We start from the raw sequence: 16,617 nt of genomic DNA on the forward strand, positions 1-16,617 counted from the left end.
CCCAGATACGGACCACCACATAGGTGGTGGTAATCTCTTCAATCCAGCCCCATTCGTTCTCAACGATGACCACGTCCTCAAGCCGGATTGGCTGCGTGATCGCAAGCTGAACTCCAGCCACCAGATTCTCCACCGTGGGCCGCGCGGCCAAACCCACCGCGAGGCCGGCGATTCCAGCCGAGGCCAGGATGCTGGCGCCCAGCTCCTTGCCCCAATGAAAGGACATCAGGCCGATCGCCACGGCCAAAATCGCGATAAGCGTCATCAGGATGCGGCGGAAGATGCGAATCTGAGTGACAATGCGCCGGGCGCGAAACTCGTCAGTCTCGGTGATTTGAAAATGCGCGATTAGGCTCTCGGAGAGCGCCAGTGCCGCCGTGATTAACAGCCAGGTGACGGCGCCGATCTCCAACAGCCCCAACACGTGTTGCAGGAAATCGGCCAACTCGTGGGGAAAACGCAGCAGCGGTGTCACCAAATCGACCGCGTAGATCGGCAGCGCCAGACGCAAGGGAGCGCTGCAGTTGAGCATCAGAAGCTGGGTTAGCTTGCCGGGATGGCGATCCAATCGGCGGAAGATCGCGAAGGCGATGCGATGGGTGATCAAGCCCGCGATAATCGCGCCTGCGACCAGAGCAGTGGAAATTGCCAGCCGATGCCAGTGAGCAAGAAGCGTAGGGATCGCGGAAATCCAGTCTGCCCACATCATCGCCTTGGCTCCTTTCGACTGATCAAATCAAGGCCCGGTTGACCTATCCGAAAATAAAAGATTGGCGAGGGGTCAGGCCGCGGCCTTCACCACCGTACAGTCTTAAAGCGCTTCTTTCAGCCTTGTTCAGGCTAACAGCCTGGGCTGCATCGGGCGAGCATTCGAGCGCGAGCCCTAATGATCGCCCCGATTTCCGTAAGCTTTGAAAAGTAATGCTCCCACGGAAAACGCGCGCGCTGAAAAGCCTGCGTAACACCTTGCCGCAGTTGCGCTCTCAGGCAATGGCAGGGTATGTGATAAGGACTCGCTCCGCCAAACCAGACTTGGCGGTGCAATCCTTACCAAAATCGCGCTTTGGACACGGGCGCATCCGGCACGGCTGTGTCAGCCCGAGCGCGGAAAGGCAATCGTGTTGAGAAAAAACCTAGCCAAGTTCGGCATGTTTGTGGCCGTAGCGGGAATGATCGCGTGGGGAGCGCCAGTGGTCCACGCACAAGGGGCTGGCGCCGAAGCCCAGTTGCGCGCGATCGTGGCGGGAGCGCAGCGTTCGGCCAAGAACCGCGCGCGTGACCGCTATCGCCATCCGGTGGAAACATTGGAATTTTTTGGGCTGCGGCCGGATATGACAGTGGTCGAAATTGCGCCCGACGGGGGCTGGTACACTGAAATCCTGGCGCCCTATCTGAAACCTCAGGGCAAGCTTTACGAGGCGGTGCCGCCTGGGCGTTCGCTTCAGAGCTTCCGCAAGAAAATTGCAGCCAATCCTGAGCTGTACGGTAAGATTATCGTCACCGAATTGAATCCAGAAAAGAAAGCCGCCATTGCCCCCGCCGGTAGTGCCGACCTGATTCTGACCTTCCGCAACGTTCATGACTGGGTTGCCAAGGGCGATGCGGAAAGCTACTTCCAGACCTTCTACCGCGCCCTCAAGCCTGGTGGCACTCTGGGCGTGGTCGATCACGGCAGCAAGCTTCCGGCCGACCCCCACGCCCGCTCAGGCTATTTGACCCAAGGCCAGATCGTTGCCCTGGCGCGCCAGGCCGGGTTCAAACTGGCTGCCAGCTCTGCTATCAACGCCAATCCCAACGACGATACCGATCATCCCGCAGGGGTGTGGACTCTACCGCCCACCTTTCGGCTGGGCGATAAGGATCGGGCCAAGTATGCCGCCATCGGCGAAAGCAACCGACTAACTCTGAAGTTCGTAAAACCGGCTGCCACAAATAAGTGAAGCGTTTCGCGGCCGAGAAACCGGCAGCGGCAACTGGTGGTGCGTGCAGCGCCCGCGCCACTAGTTGCCAAGCAAAATCCGATCACCTTCGAATTGCTTGCCTTAGGACGTGTTGCAGCCTATTTGCGAGCTATCAGCCAAGGCCCGAAGCTCGTTAAACGTGTTCGATTGGAAGCGGTGGGGCCGAAGGGTTGGGCGCCACCAAGTTTTCGACGGATTTCCCTACCGGCCGCCTGAATATGTGCCCTGCCTCTGTCGTCTCGACGTTTAGCGGCGGGTTAAGGGCAAGTTAATCTTTTCGCACCTATGGCTTTGATTCTCCGCTTTTTAGTGCTACGCTAGATTTAACTTACTTTTGCATTACAAAAAGCTATCCAAAGAGGATTTGAGCATGCGGTACGAAAGGAGTACGTCACAGTTGGCTGATACCCAATTGGTCAACGGAAACCCCGAGATCATGACGGTCTCGATGCTGGCCGAGTATCTGCGCTGCCATCCCAGTACGATCTATCGATTGTTGCGGCAGAAACGACTGCCCGGATTTAAGATCGGCAGTGATTGGCGATTTAAAAAATCGGTAATCGACCAGTGGTTGAAAGAGGTTACGGTAAGCGCGCTTGAGGAGTGAACGGCATCTTTGGTGCCGCTCGCTCCTCAAGCACGTTCTAGCCCAACAGCTTGCGGGTCACGCCCTCGATACGATCGAAGGCCTCGCGCAGGTTCTCCAGGGAATTGGCATACGACAGGCGCACGAACTGCGGTGCGCCGAAATCGGTGCCACCCACGGTAGAGACCAGCGCTTCGTCCAGCAGGATGCGGGCTAGACCGTCGCCGTCACCCACCGGCTGGCCGTTCCATTTGCAAGCGAGCAAGGCCGAGACGTTGGGGAAGACATAAAAAGCGCCCTCGGGTACGTTGGGCAGGCTGAAGCCTGGGATGGTGCGTACGCGCTCGACCACAAAGTCGCGCCGGCGATGGAATTCGGCCGCCATTTGCCGGACGTCGTCCTGCGGTCCGTTGAGCGCCTCGACCGCCGCGGCCTGGGCGATCGAATTGGGGTTGCTGGCGTTTTGCCCTTGCAGGCGAGTCGCCGCGGCGATGACCTCGCGCGGTCCGGCCGCCATTCCGATCCGCCAGCCGGTCATCGCATAGCTTTTGGAGAGCGAGTTGATGACGATGCCATGCTCCTTGAGTCGCGGCTCGATGGCAAAGAGGTGGGGTATGGGACCGCCGTAACTGATGTGCTCATAGACGTCATCGGAGATGACCCAAAGCTTGGCCTCCACAAATATCCGTGCGAGCGCGCGCAGATGCTCTTCCTGATAAACCGCGCCGGTCGGGTTGCAGGGTGAATTGAGAATAATGCCGCGGGTGGCCGGGGTCAGCGCCGCCTCAAGGCTTGAAGGGCTCAGCCGAAAGCCGTCGCGCTCCGCGGTGGGCACCAATTTGGGCGTGGCGCCCGACAATTGTACCATCGCGATGAAGCTCACCCAGGCCGGAGTAGGAATAATGAACTCGTCGCCTTCATCGAACAGGGCGTTTATCAGGTTGGCAGCCGCCGGCTTGCCGCCCGCCGTTGCCATCACTTCCGCTGGCTCGTAAACGAGCCCATTTTCACGTTTGAGTTTGGCGCAAATCGCCTGTTTGATCCGCGAGGTGCCGCTAACCGCGGTGTATTTGGTCAACCCCTCGGCCATCGCCGCGCGCGCGGCCTGCTTAATGCGCTCGGGGGTGTCGAAGTCGGGTTCGCCAGCGGCCAGCGAAATCACGTTCTTGCCGGCTTCGCGCAATTCGATCGCGCGCGCCTCGGCCGCCAGGGTGGCCGAGGGCTTCAGCATGCCAACCCGGCGATTGAGCTTGATCATCGATCAGTCCTTTGCATGGCCGCTGCCCGGCCGCGGGAATATTAATCCAGTTTAAACTTCTCGCGCAGTTTTTGCATGACGTTGGGGGGAACCAAGGCCGGCAGCCGTTGGCCATAACTGGCCACCTCCTTGATCAGGTGGGAGGCGGAAAAGAACAGGGCCGGATTGGCGAACAGAAAAATCGTCTCCACGTTGGGCTTCATGTACTTATTGAGATGGGTCATGCCCAACTCGTACTCGAAATCGGTCACCGCGCGCAGGCTACGGATAATTACCCGAGCGCCGATTCGTTCGGCGTACTCCACCGACAGGCCGCTGAATTTGTCCACGCGGGCCCGCGGTTCGAGGTCACGCACACTTTCCCGGATCATTTCCACCCGCTCGTCGGCACTGAACAGGGCGCTGTCTTTGTGCGGGTTGTAGGCCACGGCGACGATTACTTCGTCGAAGATTTCCACCGCCCGGCGCACGATATCGATATGGCCGTTGTGGATCGGGTCGAAGGTTCCCGGATAGACCGCGCAGCGCATGCGCGTACTCTGCTGGTTGTTCATTCCGCCGCTGTCTCCTCGAGGCGGTACAGCGCGATCTGATGGTCGCCCAAAGTAGCCAAGCTGATACGTTGCAGGCCCGGGCGCGAAGCGGGCGCAAGCTCCAGTTTGGAAACCTCTGTTACCGCCCATCCCCCTGGCGCAAACAATTCCAACTCCACCAGCCGGCTCAATACCGGCTCACCCCAGCCGCGCCGATAGGGAGGATCGAGCAGAATCAAATCGAACCGGGCGCGCTCGCGCGCAAGCTGCTCCAGCGCGGTCCAGATATCGCTTCCTATCACCCGTGCGCGTTGGTTCAGGGCCAAGGCTGCCAGGTTATCGCGCAGCGCGGCCAGAGCGGGGCGCGCGCCTTCCACGAAGGTGACGTGGGCGGCGCCGCGCGAGAGCGCCTCGATTCCCAGCGAGCCTGTGCCGGCAAACAGATCGAGCACGCGCAGTTCGCTCATTCCGAAGCGGGCCGCTAGGCGCGAGAAAATCGATTGGCGAACCCGTGCCAAGGTTGGTCGGGTGGCCAATCCGGCTGGGGCCTTGAGCTTGCGCCCGCGGGCGTCTCCCGCGATTATTCGCATAGTCGCCGCCGGGCGCGCGCGGCTAGCGCGGAACAGCGGGCGGAGTGAACCCCGGCCCGCCAATCGGTCGCCCGCTTTTGTAACATCAGTTGGGATAGATAAAGAATCCTCACGGGGGAAGCAAGGCGCAAGCCCGCGCGCGTCGCCGGCGCGGGCAGAAGGGTGGTGGTACTTGCTACGCAAATAGCTTTCGGATACGAGTTCATACTGTTCGCCCGGCGCGTGGCGGCGTCAGATTGAGATCGATGACCGAGCATAAAGAAATCAACTTTTCGCAGCCGGTGTTGGCGGAGTTGCACGACCTCCTGAGCCATTATCCCACCAAGCAAGCCGCGCTATTGCCCGCGCTATGGTTGGCCCAACGCGAGTTTGGCTGGATTAGCCCCGAAGTGGAAGCCTACGTCGCGGGGCTGCTGGGGTTGGCTCCCTCCCATGTGGCCGGTGTGGTTTCATTTTATACGATGTTCTACCGCAAGCCGGTAGGGCGCTGGCATTTGGAAGTGTGCGGCAATCTTTCCTGCCGCTTGCGCGGCGCCGCCACTATTATCGACTGCGTTCGCGACAAGCTTGCGATCGGACCGGGCGAAACCACGGCTGATGGCAAATTCACGCTCAGCGAAGTGGAGTGTCTGGCCTCCTGCGGCAGCGCGCCGATGCTTCAGCTCAACCATGGCCCCTTCTACGAAAACCTCACGCCCGAATCGGTGGTTCGGCTGATCGACGAGCTGGGCAGTCGTGGCGATTGATCTGCTCATTGGCGCCGTCAAGGCGATCGTGGTGATCCTGATGGTGCTCAACCTGTCAGCGCTTCTGCTGTGGTTCGAGCGCAAGGGCAGCGCCCTGATTCAGGATCGGGTGGGCGCCAACCGTGCCAACATTCTTGGTTTGGGACAGCGCCTGGGACTGCCTAATCTGGGCTTCGTCAACACCCTGATGGCGGATCCGCTCAAGCTCTTTACCAAAGAAGACTTTGTTCCCGCTGGCGCCGACCACTTTTTGCACAGCTTGGCCCCTTTTCTGGCCATGTTTCCGGTGCTGGTAACTTTCGCGGTGGTGCCCTTCGGCGACGAGTTGACCATCGGCGGTTACCACATCAGCCTGCAGGCCGCTCCGATCAACGTAGCCGCGCTCTATGTTCTGGCCACGGTTGGTATCGGCGTATACGGCGTCGCACTGGCCGGTTGGGCTTCCAACAACCGCTGGGCACTGTTGGGGGGTATTCGCGCTACCGCGCAGATGATCTCATACGAGCTGGCGATGGGCTTGGCGGTTATCGCGGTGGTTATGACCTACGGCACCCTGGATTTGCAGGTGATGTGCCGGGCTCAGGGGGGGGTGTGGTTTGGCTGGCTGCCGCGCTGGGGAATTTGCGTGCAGCCGGTGGCTTTTCTGCTGCTGATGACGGCTGGGATGGCGGAATCCAAGCGCGTGCCTTTCGATTTGCCCGAGGGCGAATCGGAGCTTATCGCGGGCTATTTCACCGAGTATTCGGGTGGCAAGCAGGCCGTCTTTATGCTGGTGGATTTTGCCGAAATCGTCCTGATCTCGGCCCTGGTCACGACCTTTTTCTTTGGCGGCTGGCAGGTCCCCTACCTCTATCCCACTGGCTTCCATTTTCCCGGTGGCGCCACGCTGGCACTGCCCAACGTAGTGGTGGCCATCCTGGGTATAATCAGTTTTACCCTCAAAGTGGTAGTTTTCTGCTGGTTGCAGATCCTGGTGCGTTGGACCCTGCCCCGCTTTCGCTATGATCAGCTCATGCGGCTGGGTTGGAAGGGGCTGTTGCCGCTGGCCGTGGCCAACCTGGTGGTCACAGCCTGCGTAATCGTGCTGGCGGGGGTATAACAGCGATGCCGCTTGGGCTGTTCGCTTTTCTGGCCGCATTGGCGGTGCTCTCCGCGCTCGGCGTCATCGTTCAGCGCAATCCCATCCACTGCCTGCTTTCGCTGGTGGGAACGCTGCTGATCATTGCCGTGCTCTTCATTGGCCTGGGCGCGGTGACCGTGGGTTTTTTGCAGGCGATCGTCTATGCCGGCGCGATCATGGTTTTGTTTCTCTTTGTTATCTGGCTGCTCAATCTGCAGGTCGAACCGCCCGAGGGTGGGCGGCTGGCGCTCAAGGTTCTGGCCGCGTTGTTCACTGCAGCGCTGATTGCCGAGCTGGTGATGGTCTTCGTGAATCTGGGGCCAGCGCTGGGCGGGAGCCAGCCCGCGGTTGGGGCCGGTTACGGCGACATCAACCGATTGGCGCAAACGCTTTTCTCCCAATACCTAATCGCTTTCGAAGTGACCTCGATTTTGCTGCTGGTGGGGGTGGTGGGCGCGATCGCGTTGGCGCGTCGGGTGGCGCCTGGCGAGGCAGGAGCCGTGAAATGAGCGTGACGCCGATCGATTACTTCCTTGTGTTGAGCGGTGTGCTGTTTTGTATCGGCGTTGCCGGTGTGCTGTTGCGGCGCAACATCATCATCATGTTCATGTCGATCGAAATAATGCTCAACGCTGTTAATCTGGCCTTCGTCGCGCTTGGGCGTGCGCTCAACTCCACCGACGGCCAGGCCATTGTGTTTTTCGTGATGACGGTGGCGGCGGCCGAAGCCGCGGTCGGCTTGGGAATCATTCTGGCGATTTTTCGTAACCGCGAAACCGTTAACGCCGACGAACTCAACCTGATGCGCTGGTGAGCCGATGACGGTTGCTTTTCCGGCCCTGGGCCTGATTTTGCTCTGCCCTGTCCTGGGGGTCGTGTTCAACCTGTTCTGGGGCGCGCGCGCCGGCCGCGCCGCGGTCTACACCGTAGGGGTGGCTGCGATCGCAATCCCCTTCGCCGTTGCCCTATGGGCAGTGGGTACCCTGCTGACCCTCAACCCGGGTCAGGTCTTGGGTGTCACCTTGTGGCCGTGGATCGAGGTCGGCAGATTTCACGTCCAGATCGCCTTGCGCCTGGATTCGCTGGCGGCGGTGATGGTGCTGGTGGTGTCGGGGGTAGGCGCGCTGATCCATCTGTATTCGTGCGGCTATATGGCTGAGGATCCTGACTTCGCCCGCTTCTTCACCTACATGAACCTGTTCGTGTTCTCGATGTTGCTACTGGTCTTGGCCGCCAACCTGCTGCTGATGTTTGTAGGCTGGGAAGGGGTCGGGCTGTGCTCCTACCTACTGATCGCGTTTTGGTACACCGATCCACAGTTTGCCTATAACGGCCGCAAGGCCTTCGTGGTCAATCGTATCGGTGACGCCGGCTTTATCCTGGGGCTGCTGACCCTATTCTGGGCGTTGTCTTCGCACGGCTTCTGGACCCTGGACTTTGTGCAGATGCAGAGCCATATCGCGGTGGTGACGCCCGCTTTGGCTACGGCCGCGGGCTTGCTGTTGTTTGCGGGCGCCACCGGTAAATCCGCCCAGATTCCGCTCTACGTCTGGCTGCCCGACGCGATGGTCGGTCCTACGCCGGTCAGTGCTTTGATCCACGCCGCGACTATGGTCACGGCTGGGGTCTACATGGTGGCTCGCCTCAACTTCCTCTACATGCTCAGCCCGCAGGCGATGGAAGTGGTGGCGGCGGTAGGCACGGCCACAGCGTTTTTCGCCGCCACCATCGCCATTGTCCAACCCGACATCAAGCGCGTGCTGGCCTACTCGACCATCAGCCAGCTCGGCTACATGTTCATGGGAGTGGGAGTGGGAGCGTTCGCCGCCGGTATCTCCCACGTCATGACTCACGCCTTCTTCAAGGCCCTGCTCTTTCTGTGCGCCGGCTCGGTTATCCACGGATTGCACGGCGAGCAGGACATGAACCACATGGGCGGGCTGGCGCGCAAGATGCCGATCACTTGCGTGACGATGTGGATGGCGACCCTGGCGATCGTGGCGATTCCACCGTTTGCCGGATTTTTTACCAAGGATCTGATCCTGAGCTCGGCCTACTCTTCGGGCCATTTCGTCTTATGGCTGGTGGGCTTGATTACCGCCGCGCTGACCGGACTTTACATGTTCCGCCTGATTTTCATGACCTTCCATGGCAAGTCGCGGGTCGCGCCCGAAAAAGCCCATCACATCCACGAATCGCCATTGGTGATGACGCTGCCTCTGATGGTGCTGGCGGCGCTGTCGCTATGCGGCGGCTGGATAGCGTTGCCCCAGGGCCTTCTGTGGGGCAATGTGCTGGGCCGCTTCCTGGCCAGTACGGTGGGCACCTTCAAGCCCCTGTTTGAAACCAACGAAGTCATGCTCAGCGGCTTGAGCGTGCTGGCCGGCCTGACCGGACTGGCAACTGCTTGGCTTTTCTATATCGCTCGTCCCGAGTGGCCCGGCCAACTCGCACGCTCGGTATATGCTTTGTATCGGCTTCTCCTGGACAAGTATTTCATCGACCAAATCTACGATCGGTTGGTGTCGCGGCCACTGTTTTTCATCGGCCATTATGTGCTGTGGCGCGGCGTTGACTCCTTCACGATCGATGGCGTGGTGGAAGGCTCGGCCGTGACCGTCGAGACCGGCGGTGACTTGGCGCGGCGGGCGGAAAACGGCAACGTGCAATCCTACGCCCTGGTCTATTTGCTGGGCGCGGTGGCGGTGGTTGCCTTCTACGTCTACCGGGTGCTCCACTGATGTTTTCCAACTGGCTGACCGCGATGGTGTTTGTGCCGCTGCTGGGGGCAATACTGATTACCCTGCAAAGCAATGAGCGGGGCGCGTGGCGCTCGGCCTTCATCTTTTCGCTGATTCCGCTGGCGATAAGCTTTTATCTCTTTGCCGCCTTCGACCCCGCCAGCACCAGCTATCAGTTCGTGGAAAACTATTCCTGGATTCCGCAATTCGGGATTTCCTATCACATCGGTATCGACGGCATCAGCTTGTTCCTGGTTCTTCTGACCACGATTCTGATCTCGCTCTCGCTGCTTTATTCGGGCGGCGGTGATATCGGGTTTCGGGCCAAGGAATTCTGTTTCTTCATGCTGGTGCTGGAAACCGGACTGCTAGGCGCCTTGGTGGCGGTTGATATTTTCCTGTTCTACGTATTTTGGGAAGTGATGCTTATTCCGATGTATTTTCTCATCGGGATTTGGGGTCACGGCCGCAAGCTGTACGCCGCCTTCAAATTTATCCTGTACACCATGCTCGGCTCGATCCTGATGCTGGTCGCCATCATCTATCTAGTGCTGGCGGCGCGCACGCAGCTTGGGCATCTCAGCTTCGATCTGCCGCAACTCTACCAAGTGCCGTTAACCGCGACCCAGGCCCGCTGGCTGTTCGCGGCCTTCGCCCTGGCCTTCGCGATCAAGGTGCCGATGTGGCCGGTGCATACCTGGCTGCCCGACGCTCATACCGAGGCCCCCACCGCGGGCTCGGTGATTCTAGCCGGGGTGATGCTGAAGATGGGCGGCTACGGCTTCCTGCGCTTCGCCATTCCGCTCTTTCCCGACGTGGCACGCCAAGCCGCGCCGATCTTCATGGCCTTGGCGGTAATCGGAATTGTTTACGGTGCGGTGGTGGCATTGGTGCAGCCCGATCTCAAGCGCCTGGTAGCCTATTCTTCGGTCAGCCATCTGGGGTTCGTGATGCTCGGACTGTTCGCTCTCAATCCGCAGGGCGTTGAGGGCGGGCTTTACCAAATGCTCAACCATGGGGTTTCCACCGGCGCTCTGTTTCTTCTGGTCGGGATGATCTACCTGCGCCGACATACGCGCGAAATCAGCGAGTTTGGTGGTCTGTGGCACAGCGTGCCCAAGTACGCGGGAATCTTCATGGTCGTGATGCTGTCGTCGGTGGGCTTGCCCGGCCTCAACGGCTTCGTGGGAGAATTCCTCATCCTGCTGGGCGCCTACCTGGCGACTTGGCAAGCGGCGGCGGTGGCCGTCACCGGCCTGATCCTGGGCGCGCTGTACCTCTTCTACGCCTACGAGCGGGTGATCTTTGGCCCCATCAAACACAAGATCAATGAAACCCTGCCCGATCTCACGGCACGGGAAATCGCGGTCATGGTGCCGCTGATTGGGCTGATGTTTTTCATGGGTCTTTACCCCAAACCTCTGCTGTCGCGGATGGAACCATCGGTGCAGCTGTTGGTGCAGCGTGCTCACGCCCAGGTCGCTCGGCTGGACCAAAGCGAGAGCAAACAGATGGCGGCGGCCGCGGTCGCGCCGGCGAGCAACCTGAGATGACTGCGAACGCTTTCAATTTCGCCCAGCTGCATTTCGCCTGGCTCCCAATCTTGCCGCTGATCGTGCTGGCGGTGACCGCGATGGTTGTGCTGCTGGTGGGGGCGCGCCTAAGTGAAGAGGAAGGCGAGGGCCTGGGCTGGCTGTCGCTGGTAGGGTTGGTGATCGCGTTTATTTTCGCGCTGGGGATGATCGGTCCCTCCGAGCTGACCTTTTCGGGCGCCTTGGTGGTCGATAATTTCAGCGCCTACTTCTTCCTGATCCTCCTCTTCGCCGCCGCGGTTACCGTTCTGATGTCGCTGGATTACGTGGCTCAGCAGGGCCTGCCCGGAGCCGAATATTACGCGCTGCTCCTATTTGCTACGATTGGCATGCTGTTGATGGCCGCGGCGGGCGACCTCATCATCATTTTTTTGGGCCTCGAGACGATGTCGATCGCGGTCTACGTGATGGCGGGACTGGCCCGGCGCGATCCCAAATCCAACGAAGCCGCGCTCAAGTATTTCCTGCTGGGAGCTTTTTCTACCGGCTTCCTGCTCTACGGTATCGCGTTTATCTACGGTGCCACCGGTAGTGTCAAACTCGCTCAGGTCAGCGCCGCCATGGGTCATTCCAGCCATCAGCCGCTGCTGCTCTTGGGTGTCGGCCTGCTCCTTATCGGGTTCGCTTTTAAAGTGGCGGCTGTGCCCTTTCACATGTGGACGCCTGACGTTTATGAAGGAGCGCCGACCTCGGTCACCGCCTTCATGGCAGTAGGTGTCAAACTGGCGGCTTTCGCGGGCTTCGTGCGTGTCTTCATGGTCCATCTGCCGGCGATAAGTCCGGATTGGAGTTGGGTGTTGTGGGTGATTGCCGCGCTGACGGTCACGGCTGGCAACACCATCGCATTGCTGCAGACCAATCTGAAACGACTGTTGGCATATTCCGCGATCGCCCATGCCGGCTACATGCTGGTGGCGATGACGGCGGGTGGAATTGGCGCCGGCGGCGCAGTCCTTTACTACCTGCTGGGCTACGCCTTCACCAACCTTGGTGCCTTCGCAATCCTGATCGCGCTGGCCCGCCAGGGCGAACCCAATGATCGGATCGACGACTTGCGTGGTCTGGCGACGCGCCATCCGATCCTGGCCGCCGCGATGACGTTGTTGCTGCTGTCTCTGGTTGGAGTGCCACCGCTAGCCGGATTCGTGGGCAAGTTCTACCTGTTTTCGGCCGCGCTGTCGGCTGGCTATGTCTGGCTGGTGGTAATCGCGGTCGTCAATAGCGTGATATCTGCTTACTACTATCTGACCCCGGTGGTTGCCATGTATGCCGGCACCGGTGGCGTCGAGCCCGGGCGTGTCTATGCCCGCCCGGCGTTGGTGGCGGCAATCGCTATAGGCGTGGCGGGAACCATCGCGATCGGGCTCTTCCCCCAGCCTTATATGGCGGCCGCCTCCGGCGCGTTCGCCTCCGCCTTCGGCAAACCGGCGCTGAGCGCGGTCGCGCTGTTTCATTAATTTCCTGCGTCCTCCAACTGCCTGGCTTTGGGGCGGGGTGTTCGCGATGCCGCGGGAAATGTGCGCTCGCTTGGCCATGGGCGCTCTGGCAGACTCGGGGTGGCCCCAATGCCCGAAGTACTGCTTAAACCCGCGCCCGAGGACTCCGCCAGGCAATCCACAGGGGTTTTCCGAGCCCTGCGCCACCGCAATTTTCGCCTGTGGTTTTTCGGCCAGTTTACCTCGCAGGTGGGCTCCTGGATGCAGAACGTGGCCCAGGGCTGGCTGGTGTTCAAGCTGACCGATTCCTCGCTGATGCTGGGAGTGGTCTCCTTTGCCTCGTTGATGCCAGTGCTGGTGGTTTCGTTGTTTGCCGGAGTGGTTGTGGACCGCAGCGATCGCCGCCGCCTGCTGGTCGGCACTCAGAGCGCGATGATGGCCACCGCGTTCGTACTCGCGGCCCTGACCTGGACCGGAGTGGTGCGGGTTGAGCACATCATCGTGTTGGGTTTCCTCAACGGCGTTGCGATGGCGTTCGACATGCCCGGCCGGCAGGCTTTCGTGATCGAGATGGTCGGAGGGCGCGAGGAATTGCCGGGTGCCATCGCGCTCAATTCGATGTTGATGAACGGGGCGCGCGCCCTGGGTCCGGCCTTGGGCGGCCTGCTGCTGGCGCTGATCGGTGAAGCCGGTTGCTTCCTGGTCAACGGACTGAGTTTTCTGGCGGTGATCGGTTCTCTGATGGCGATGAAGGTGGCGCCACGACCGGCTCCCCGTCACGGCGCGATGCTCTGGCGCCAACTGCGCGAGGGGCTGGCCTATGCCTGGCATCACGTGGCGATCTTCAATCTGCTCGCGATGCTGGCAGTGGTCTTTGGGATAGCCATGCAGTACATGGTGCTAGCGCCGATTTTTGCTCGCGACATCTTGCACGGCCAGGCGCGTCTCTACGGCTTTTTGATGGGCGCCAACGGCCTGGGCGCAGTGCCGGGCTCAGCCCTGCTCAGCGCCTATGGTCGCGACGTGCGCCGCCTGCGCCGCCTGCTGATCGCCGGCGCGTTCGGGATGGCGGTGGCGGTGATCGGTTTCGGCCTGTCCACCCACCCCTGGTTATCGCTGATAGCGTTGGTGTGCGCCGGTTGCGCGATGATCAATTACACCGCCGCCTCCAATACCTTGTTGCAACTATTCGTGGCCGAGGAGTTTCGCGGCCGGGTGATGAGCCTGTACACCCTGGCGATGCTGGGAATGACGCCGCTGGGCAGCCTGTTTGCAGGCTTCCTAGGGCAACGCCTGGGTGCGGTGTGGACCGTGGTGTGGTGCGGAGTCCTGACCCTGCTGTGTGCCTGCTATATGCTGCGCAAGGTCAAATATTTTGTGCTGGCGCCCGCGCCCGCTTGAGCCAACCGCCTAAAAGATCAATCCGGAGGCTCTGTAACCCACGCTGTAGTGAGCTATGATGCCTGCGGGCTTGTCGTTACCTTGGCGTGAAGTCGCGGGGTCTGTAAAAATCCCGAGTTGACGCTTGGGCGACAAGTCGTGGTCGGCGGCCTGAAGCCGCGAAAGGAATTTATGGGCAGTTGGGAGCGATGGGATCCGCAGGCGCTGGCCGAACGTGTGCTGGCCGGCGAGGAACTGGAGCGCGAGTGCGCGCGCGCCGTGCTGAACAGTCCGGATGAAGGCTTGGAGGAGTTGCTTCGAGCCACCTTGACTGTGCGCGAGGCCCATTTCGGCCGCCGGGTTAAACTCTGCATGCTGCGCAACGCCCGCAGCGGCATCTGCCCGGAAGACTGCGGCTATTGCTCGCAATCGCGCCTGTCGACTGCCGAGATCCCGGTGTACAAGCTGCAAAGCCTGGCTAGCTTGCTCGAAGGGGCCGAGCGCGCCGCCGCCTCCGGCGCGCGCCGCTACTGCATGGTGACCAGCGGGCGCGGCCCTAGCGCGGCCGATATCGAACATCTAGGCGAGGCCTGCGAACGGATCAGGGCGTGTCATCCGCAGCTGGAGCTGTGTTTGTCGCTGGGACTGACCTCGCGCGAGCAAGCCGAGGCGCTCAAGGCAGCGGGTGCGGGCTGGATCAATCACAATCTCAATACCAGCCGCAATTTCTACCCCAGCATTTGCACCACGCATACCTGGGACGATCGGGTAGCAACCATCGAAAACGTGCGCGCGGCCGGGCTTAACACCTGTGCCGGCGGGATTGTGGGCATGGGCGAGAGTATCGAGGATGTGTTGGATCTGGCCTATGCCACGCGGCGGATGCACATCGATTCAGTGCCGGTCAATTTTCTCAACCCTATCGCGGGCACGCCCTTGGCCGGGCGGCATGATCTGACGCCTCAACAATGCCTGCGCACCTTGTGCTTGTTTCGGCTGCTCAATCCCGGTGCCGAAGTGCGCGCGGCCGGTGGGCGCGAGGTGGGCCTTGGCCAATGGCAGAAGTACGCGCTGTATGCCGCCAACTCGATCTTCGTCGACGGGTATTTGACCACGCCGGGAATGGCTCTGGAGGAGACGCGCCACTTGATCGAAAGCCTTGGTTTCGAAGTCGAGCCGGGGGTCAATTAGGGTTCCGTGGCGAGCAAAGCTCAGGTACCGCCGGCGCCGCGGTCCAGCGCCTTGCGGCTGATGCCGTCGGTGGACGAATGCCTCAACGCCCTGGCGGGCGAGCCGGCATTGAGCGCAGTCAACCGGGCCCGCATCGTCGAAGCAGTGCGCGCCGCGCAAACCGCGCTGCGAGAGCAGGCTAGTGCAGGCCACTTGGAGCGCGACCTGCCGCGCGCGGCCATGGTGGCGCGGATCGTGAGTGAAGCGCGCGGGCGCTTGCTTGACCAAACTGCCAGTTGGCAACCTGTGATCAATGCCACTGGGGTGGTAATCCATACCAATCTGGGCCGTGCGTTGCTGGCCGAGGCTGCGGCCGAAGCAGTGGCACGGGCCGCCCGTGAGCCGATCGATCTAGAATTTGATCTTGCCAGTGGTAGCCGTGGAGACCGCGATCGGCTGGTTGAGGAGGATCTGCGCGCGCTATGCGGCGCGCCTGCCGCCACGGTGGTCAACAACAACGCGGCCGCGGTGCTGCTGGCCCTGGACACGCTGGCGCGCGGGCGAGAAGTAATCGTTTCGCGAGGAGAGTTGATCGAGATCGGTGGCTCCTTTCGGATCCCTGACGTGATGGAAAAAAGCGGTGCCCGCCTGCGCGAGGTCGGGACCACCAATCGCACCCATCTTAAAGATTATGCCCAGGCGATCGGACCCGACACCGCGCTAATGCTCAAGGTGCATCCCTCCAATTATCGGGTGGTGGGCTTCACCGCCGCGGTGGAATTGCGCGAACTGTGTGAATTAGGCCGCCGCCAAGGAATCGCAGTGATGGAGGATCTGGGGTCGGGAGCGCTGATCGATTTGCGCCCGCTGGGGCTCAAGTACGAACCGGTGGTACAGGAACGGATCGCGGCCGGGGCCGATTTGGTGTGTTTCTCGGGCGACAAGCTTTTGGGTGGACCGCAGGCCGGCATCCTGGTCGGCCGCAGCGACCTGATCGAGCGGATCAAGGCTAATCCGCTCAAGCGCGCGTTGCGCTGTGACAAACTGACGCTAGTTGCGTTAGCGGCTACTTTGCAGCTTTATCGCTGGGCCGCCGAGCCCGCACACGAGCTCCCAAGCTTGCGCTTTTTGTCCCGCGGCGCGGAGGAATTAGAGAGTTGCGCGCAACAGGCGTGCGCGATTTTGCGCCAGCGCCTGGACTCCGAGTTTACGATCACGGTGGCCCCGTCCACCTCTGAGGTCGGCTCGGGTTCGATGCCCGGTGAAGAGCTACCGACCCGGGTTCTCAGAATCACCCATCCACATTATTCGCCCCAGCGAATCGCGGCTTGGTTCCGAAGCGCGCGCCCGCCGGTAATCGGCCGCATCCAGGAGGGTGCCTTCCAGCTCGACGTGCGCACCATTGACGATCCGGCACGGCTGGCCATCGAGCTGCCTCCGCTCTGACCTTGCGGGCGAAGCTGGCTTTCCAAACCGCTCTTTTGATTGTGCCCTAGAGCGTTTA

General features: G+C 61.0%; 16 protein-coding genes. 12 read left to right on the plus strand and 4 right to left on the minus strand.

Annotated features, from left to right (window positions below; translation table 11 throughout):
* Window positions 1–709 (minus strand): mechanosensitive ion channel domain-containing protein (locus VKV28_04095; protein ID HLH75969.1); only part of this gene is annotated, 709 nt, incomplete at its 3' end.
* A 409-nt stretch (window positions 710–1,118) separates the two neighbouring features.
* On the opposite strand from VKV28_04095, the gene VKV28_04100 reads away from it, so the two are divergent.
* Together VKV28_04100 and VKV28_04105 are read left to right on the plus strand one after the other, a co-directional pair.
* Window positions 1,119–1,940, plus strand: a complete 822-nt coding sequence (locus VKV28_04100; GenBank protein HLH75970.1) for a hypothetical protein — start codon at window positions 1,119–1,121, stop codon at window positions 1,938–1,940.
* Window positions 1,941–2,331: 391 nt separating this feature from the next.
* The gene (locus tag VKV28_04105) at window positions 2,332–2,568 is read left to right on the plus strand and encodes a helix-turn-helix domain-containing protein (protein ID HLH75971.1); all 237 of its coding nucleotides are present in this window, start codon (window positions 2,332–2,334) and stop codon (window positions 2,566–2,568) included.
* A 37-nt stretch (window positions 2,569–2,605) separates the two neighbouring features.
* Here VKV28_04105 and VKV28_04110 read toward each other — a convergent pair whose 3' ends face one another.
* Genes VKV28_04110 through rsmD form a run of 3 tightly spaced genes read right to left on the minus strand, consistent with a single transcriptional unit; the run spans window position 2,606 to window position 5,111 of the window.
* The gene (locus VKV28_04110; protein ID HLH75972.1) at window positions 2,606–3,805 is read right to left on the minus strand and encodes a pyridoxal phosphate-dependent aminotransferase; all 1,200 of its coding nucleotides are present in this window, start codon (window positions 3,803–3,805) and stop codon (window positions 2,606–2,608) included.
* 41 nt (window positions 3,806–3,846) lie between these two features.
* A complete protein-coding gene (gene coaD / locus VKV28_04115) occupies window positions 3,847–4,359 on the minus strand; it encodes a pantetheine-phosphate adenylyltransferase (protein ID HLH75973.1) in 513 nt (170 codons plus the stop codon).
* Entirely contained in the window at window positions 4,356–5,111 is a 756-nt protein-coding gene (rsmD, locus tag VKV28_04120) for a 16S rRNA (guanine(966)-N(2))-methyltransferase RsmD (GenBank protein HLH75974.1), read from the minus strand. Before rsmD ends, coaD begins: the two co-directional genes overlap by 4 nt.
* Before the next feature lie 62 nt (window positions 5,112–5,173).
* Here rsmD and VKV28_04125 point away from each other — a divergent pair, with 62 nt between their 5' ends.
* From VKV28_04125 to selA, 10 genes are all read left to right on the plus strand, one after another.
* Window positions 5,174–5,674, plus strand: a complete 501-nt coding sequence (locus tag VKV28_04125; GenBank protein ID HLH75975.1) for an NAD(P)H-dependent oxidoreductase subunit E — start codon at window positions 5,174–5,176, stop codon at window positions 5,672–5,674.
* Window positions 5,664–6,773: a complex I subunit 1 family protein gene (locus tag VKV28_04130; GenBank protein HLH75976.1), complete on the plus strand. Its 1,110-nt coding sequence runs from the start codon at window positions 5,664–5,666 to the stop codon at window positions 6,771–6,773. The genes VKV28_04125 and VKV28_04130 overlap by 11 nt, the downstream gene beginning before the upstream one ends.
* A 5-nt stretch (window positions 6,774–6,778) precedes the next feature.
* On the plus strand, window positions 6,779–7,303 hold the full coding sequence (locus VKV28_04135) for an NADH-quinone oxidoreductase subunit J (GenBank protein ID HLH75977.1): 525 nt from the start codon (window positions 6,779–6,781) through the stop codon (window positions 7,301–7,303).
* Complete coding sequence (nuoK, locus tag VKV28_04140) at window positions 7,300–7,608, plus strand: NADH-quinone oxidoreductase subunit NuoK (protein ID HLH75978.1); 309 nt, start codon at window positions 7,300–7,302, stop codon at window positions 7,606–7,608. The genes VKV28_04135 and nuoK overlap by 4 nt, the downstream gene beginning before the upstream one ends.
* 4 nt (window positions 7,609–7,612) lie before the next feature.
* Complete coding sequence (gene nuoL / locus VKV28_04145; protein HLH75979.1) at window positions 7,613–9,535, plus strand: NADH-quinone oxidoreductase subunit L; 1,923 nt, start codon at window positions 7,613–7,615, stop codon at window positions 9,533–9,535.
* Complete coding sequence (locus tag VKV28_04150) at window positions 9,535–11,088, plus strand: NADH-quinone oxidoreductase subunit M (protein HLH75980.1); 1,554 nt, start codon at window positions 9,535–9,537, stop codon at window positions 11,086–11,088. The genes nuoL and VKV28_04150 overlap by 1 nt, the downstream gene beginning before the upstream one ends.
* Complete coding sequence (locus VKV28_04155) at window positions 11,085–12,584, plus strand: NADH-quinone oxidoreductase subunit N (protein HLH75981.1); 1,500 nt, start codon at window positions 11,085–11,087, stop codon at window positions 12,582–12,584. Before VKV28_04150 ends, VKV28_04155 begins: the two co-directional genes overlap by 4 nt.
* Before the next feature lie 108 nt (window positions 12,585–12,692).
* Complete coding sequence (locus tag VKV28_04160) at window positions 12,693–13,964, plus strand: MFS transporter (protein ID HLH75982.1); 1,272 nt, start codon at window positions 12,693–12,695, stop codon at window positions 13,962–13,964.
* Between the two features lie 171 nt (window positions 13,965–14,135).
* On the plus strand, window positions 14,136–15,134 hold the full coding sequence (gene bioB / locus VKV28_04165; protein HLH75983.1) for a biotin synthase BioB: 999 nt from the start codon (window positions 14,136–14,138) through the stop codon (window positions 15,132–15,134).
* Window positions 15,135–15,140: 6 nt separating this feature from the next.
* The gene (gene selA, locus VKV28_04170) at window positions 15,141–16,559 is read left to right on the plus strand and encodes an L-seryl-tRNA(Sec) selenium transferase (protein HLH75984.1); all 1,419 of its coding nucleotides are present in this window, start codon (window positions 15,141–15,143) and stop codon (window positions 16,557–16,559) included.
* Window positions 16,560–16,617 lie beyond the last annotated feature (58 nt).

The sequence above is a fragment of the Candidatus Binataceae bacterium genome (assembly GCA_035294265.1).
Lineage (GTDB): Bacteria > Desulfobacterota > Binatia > Binatales > Binataceae > DATGLK01.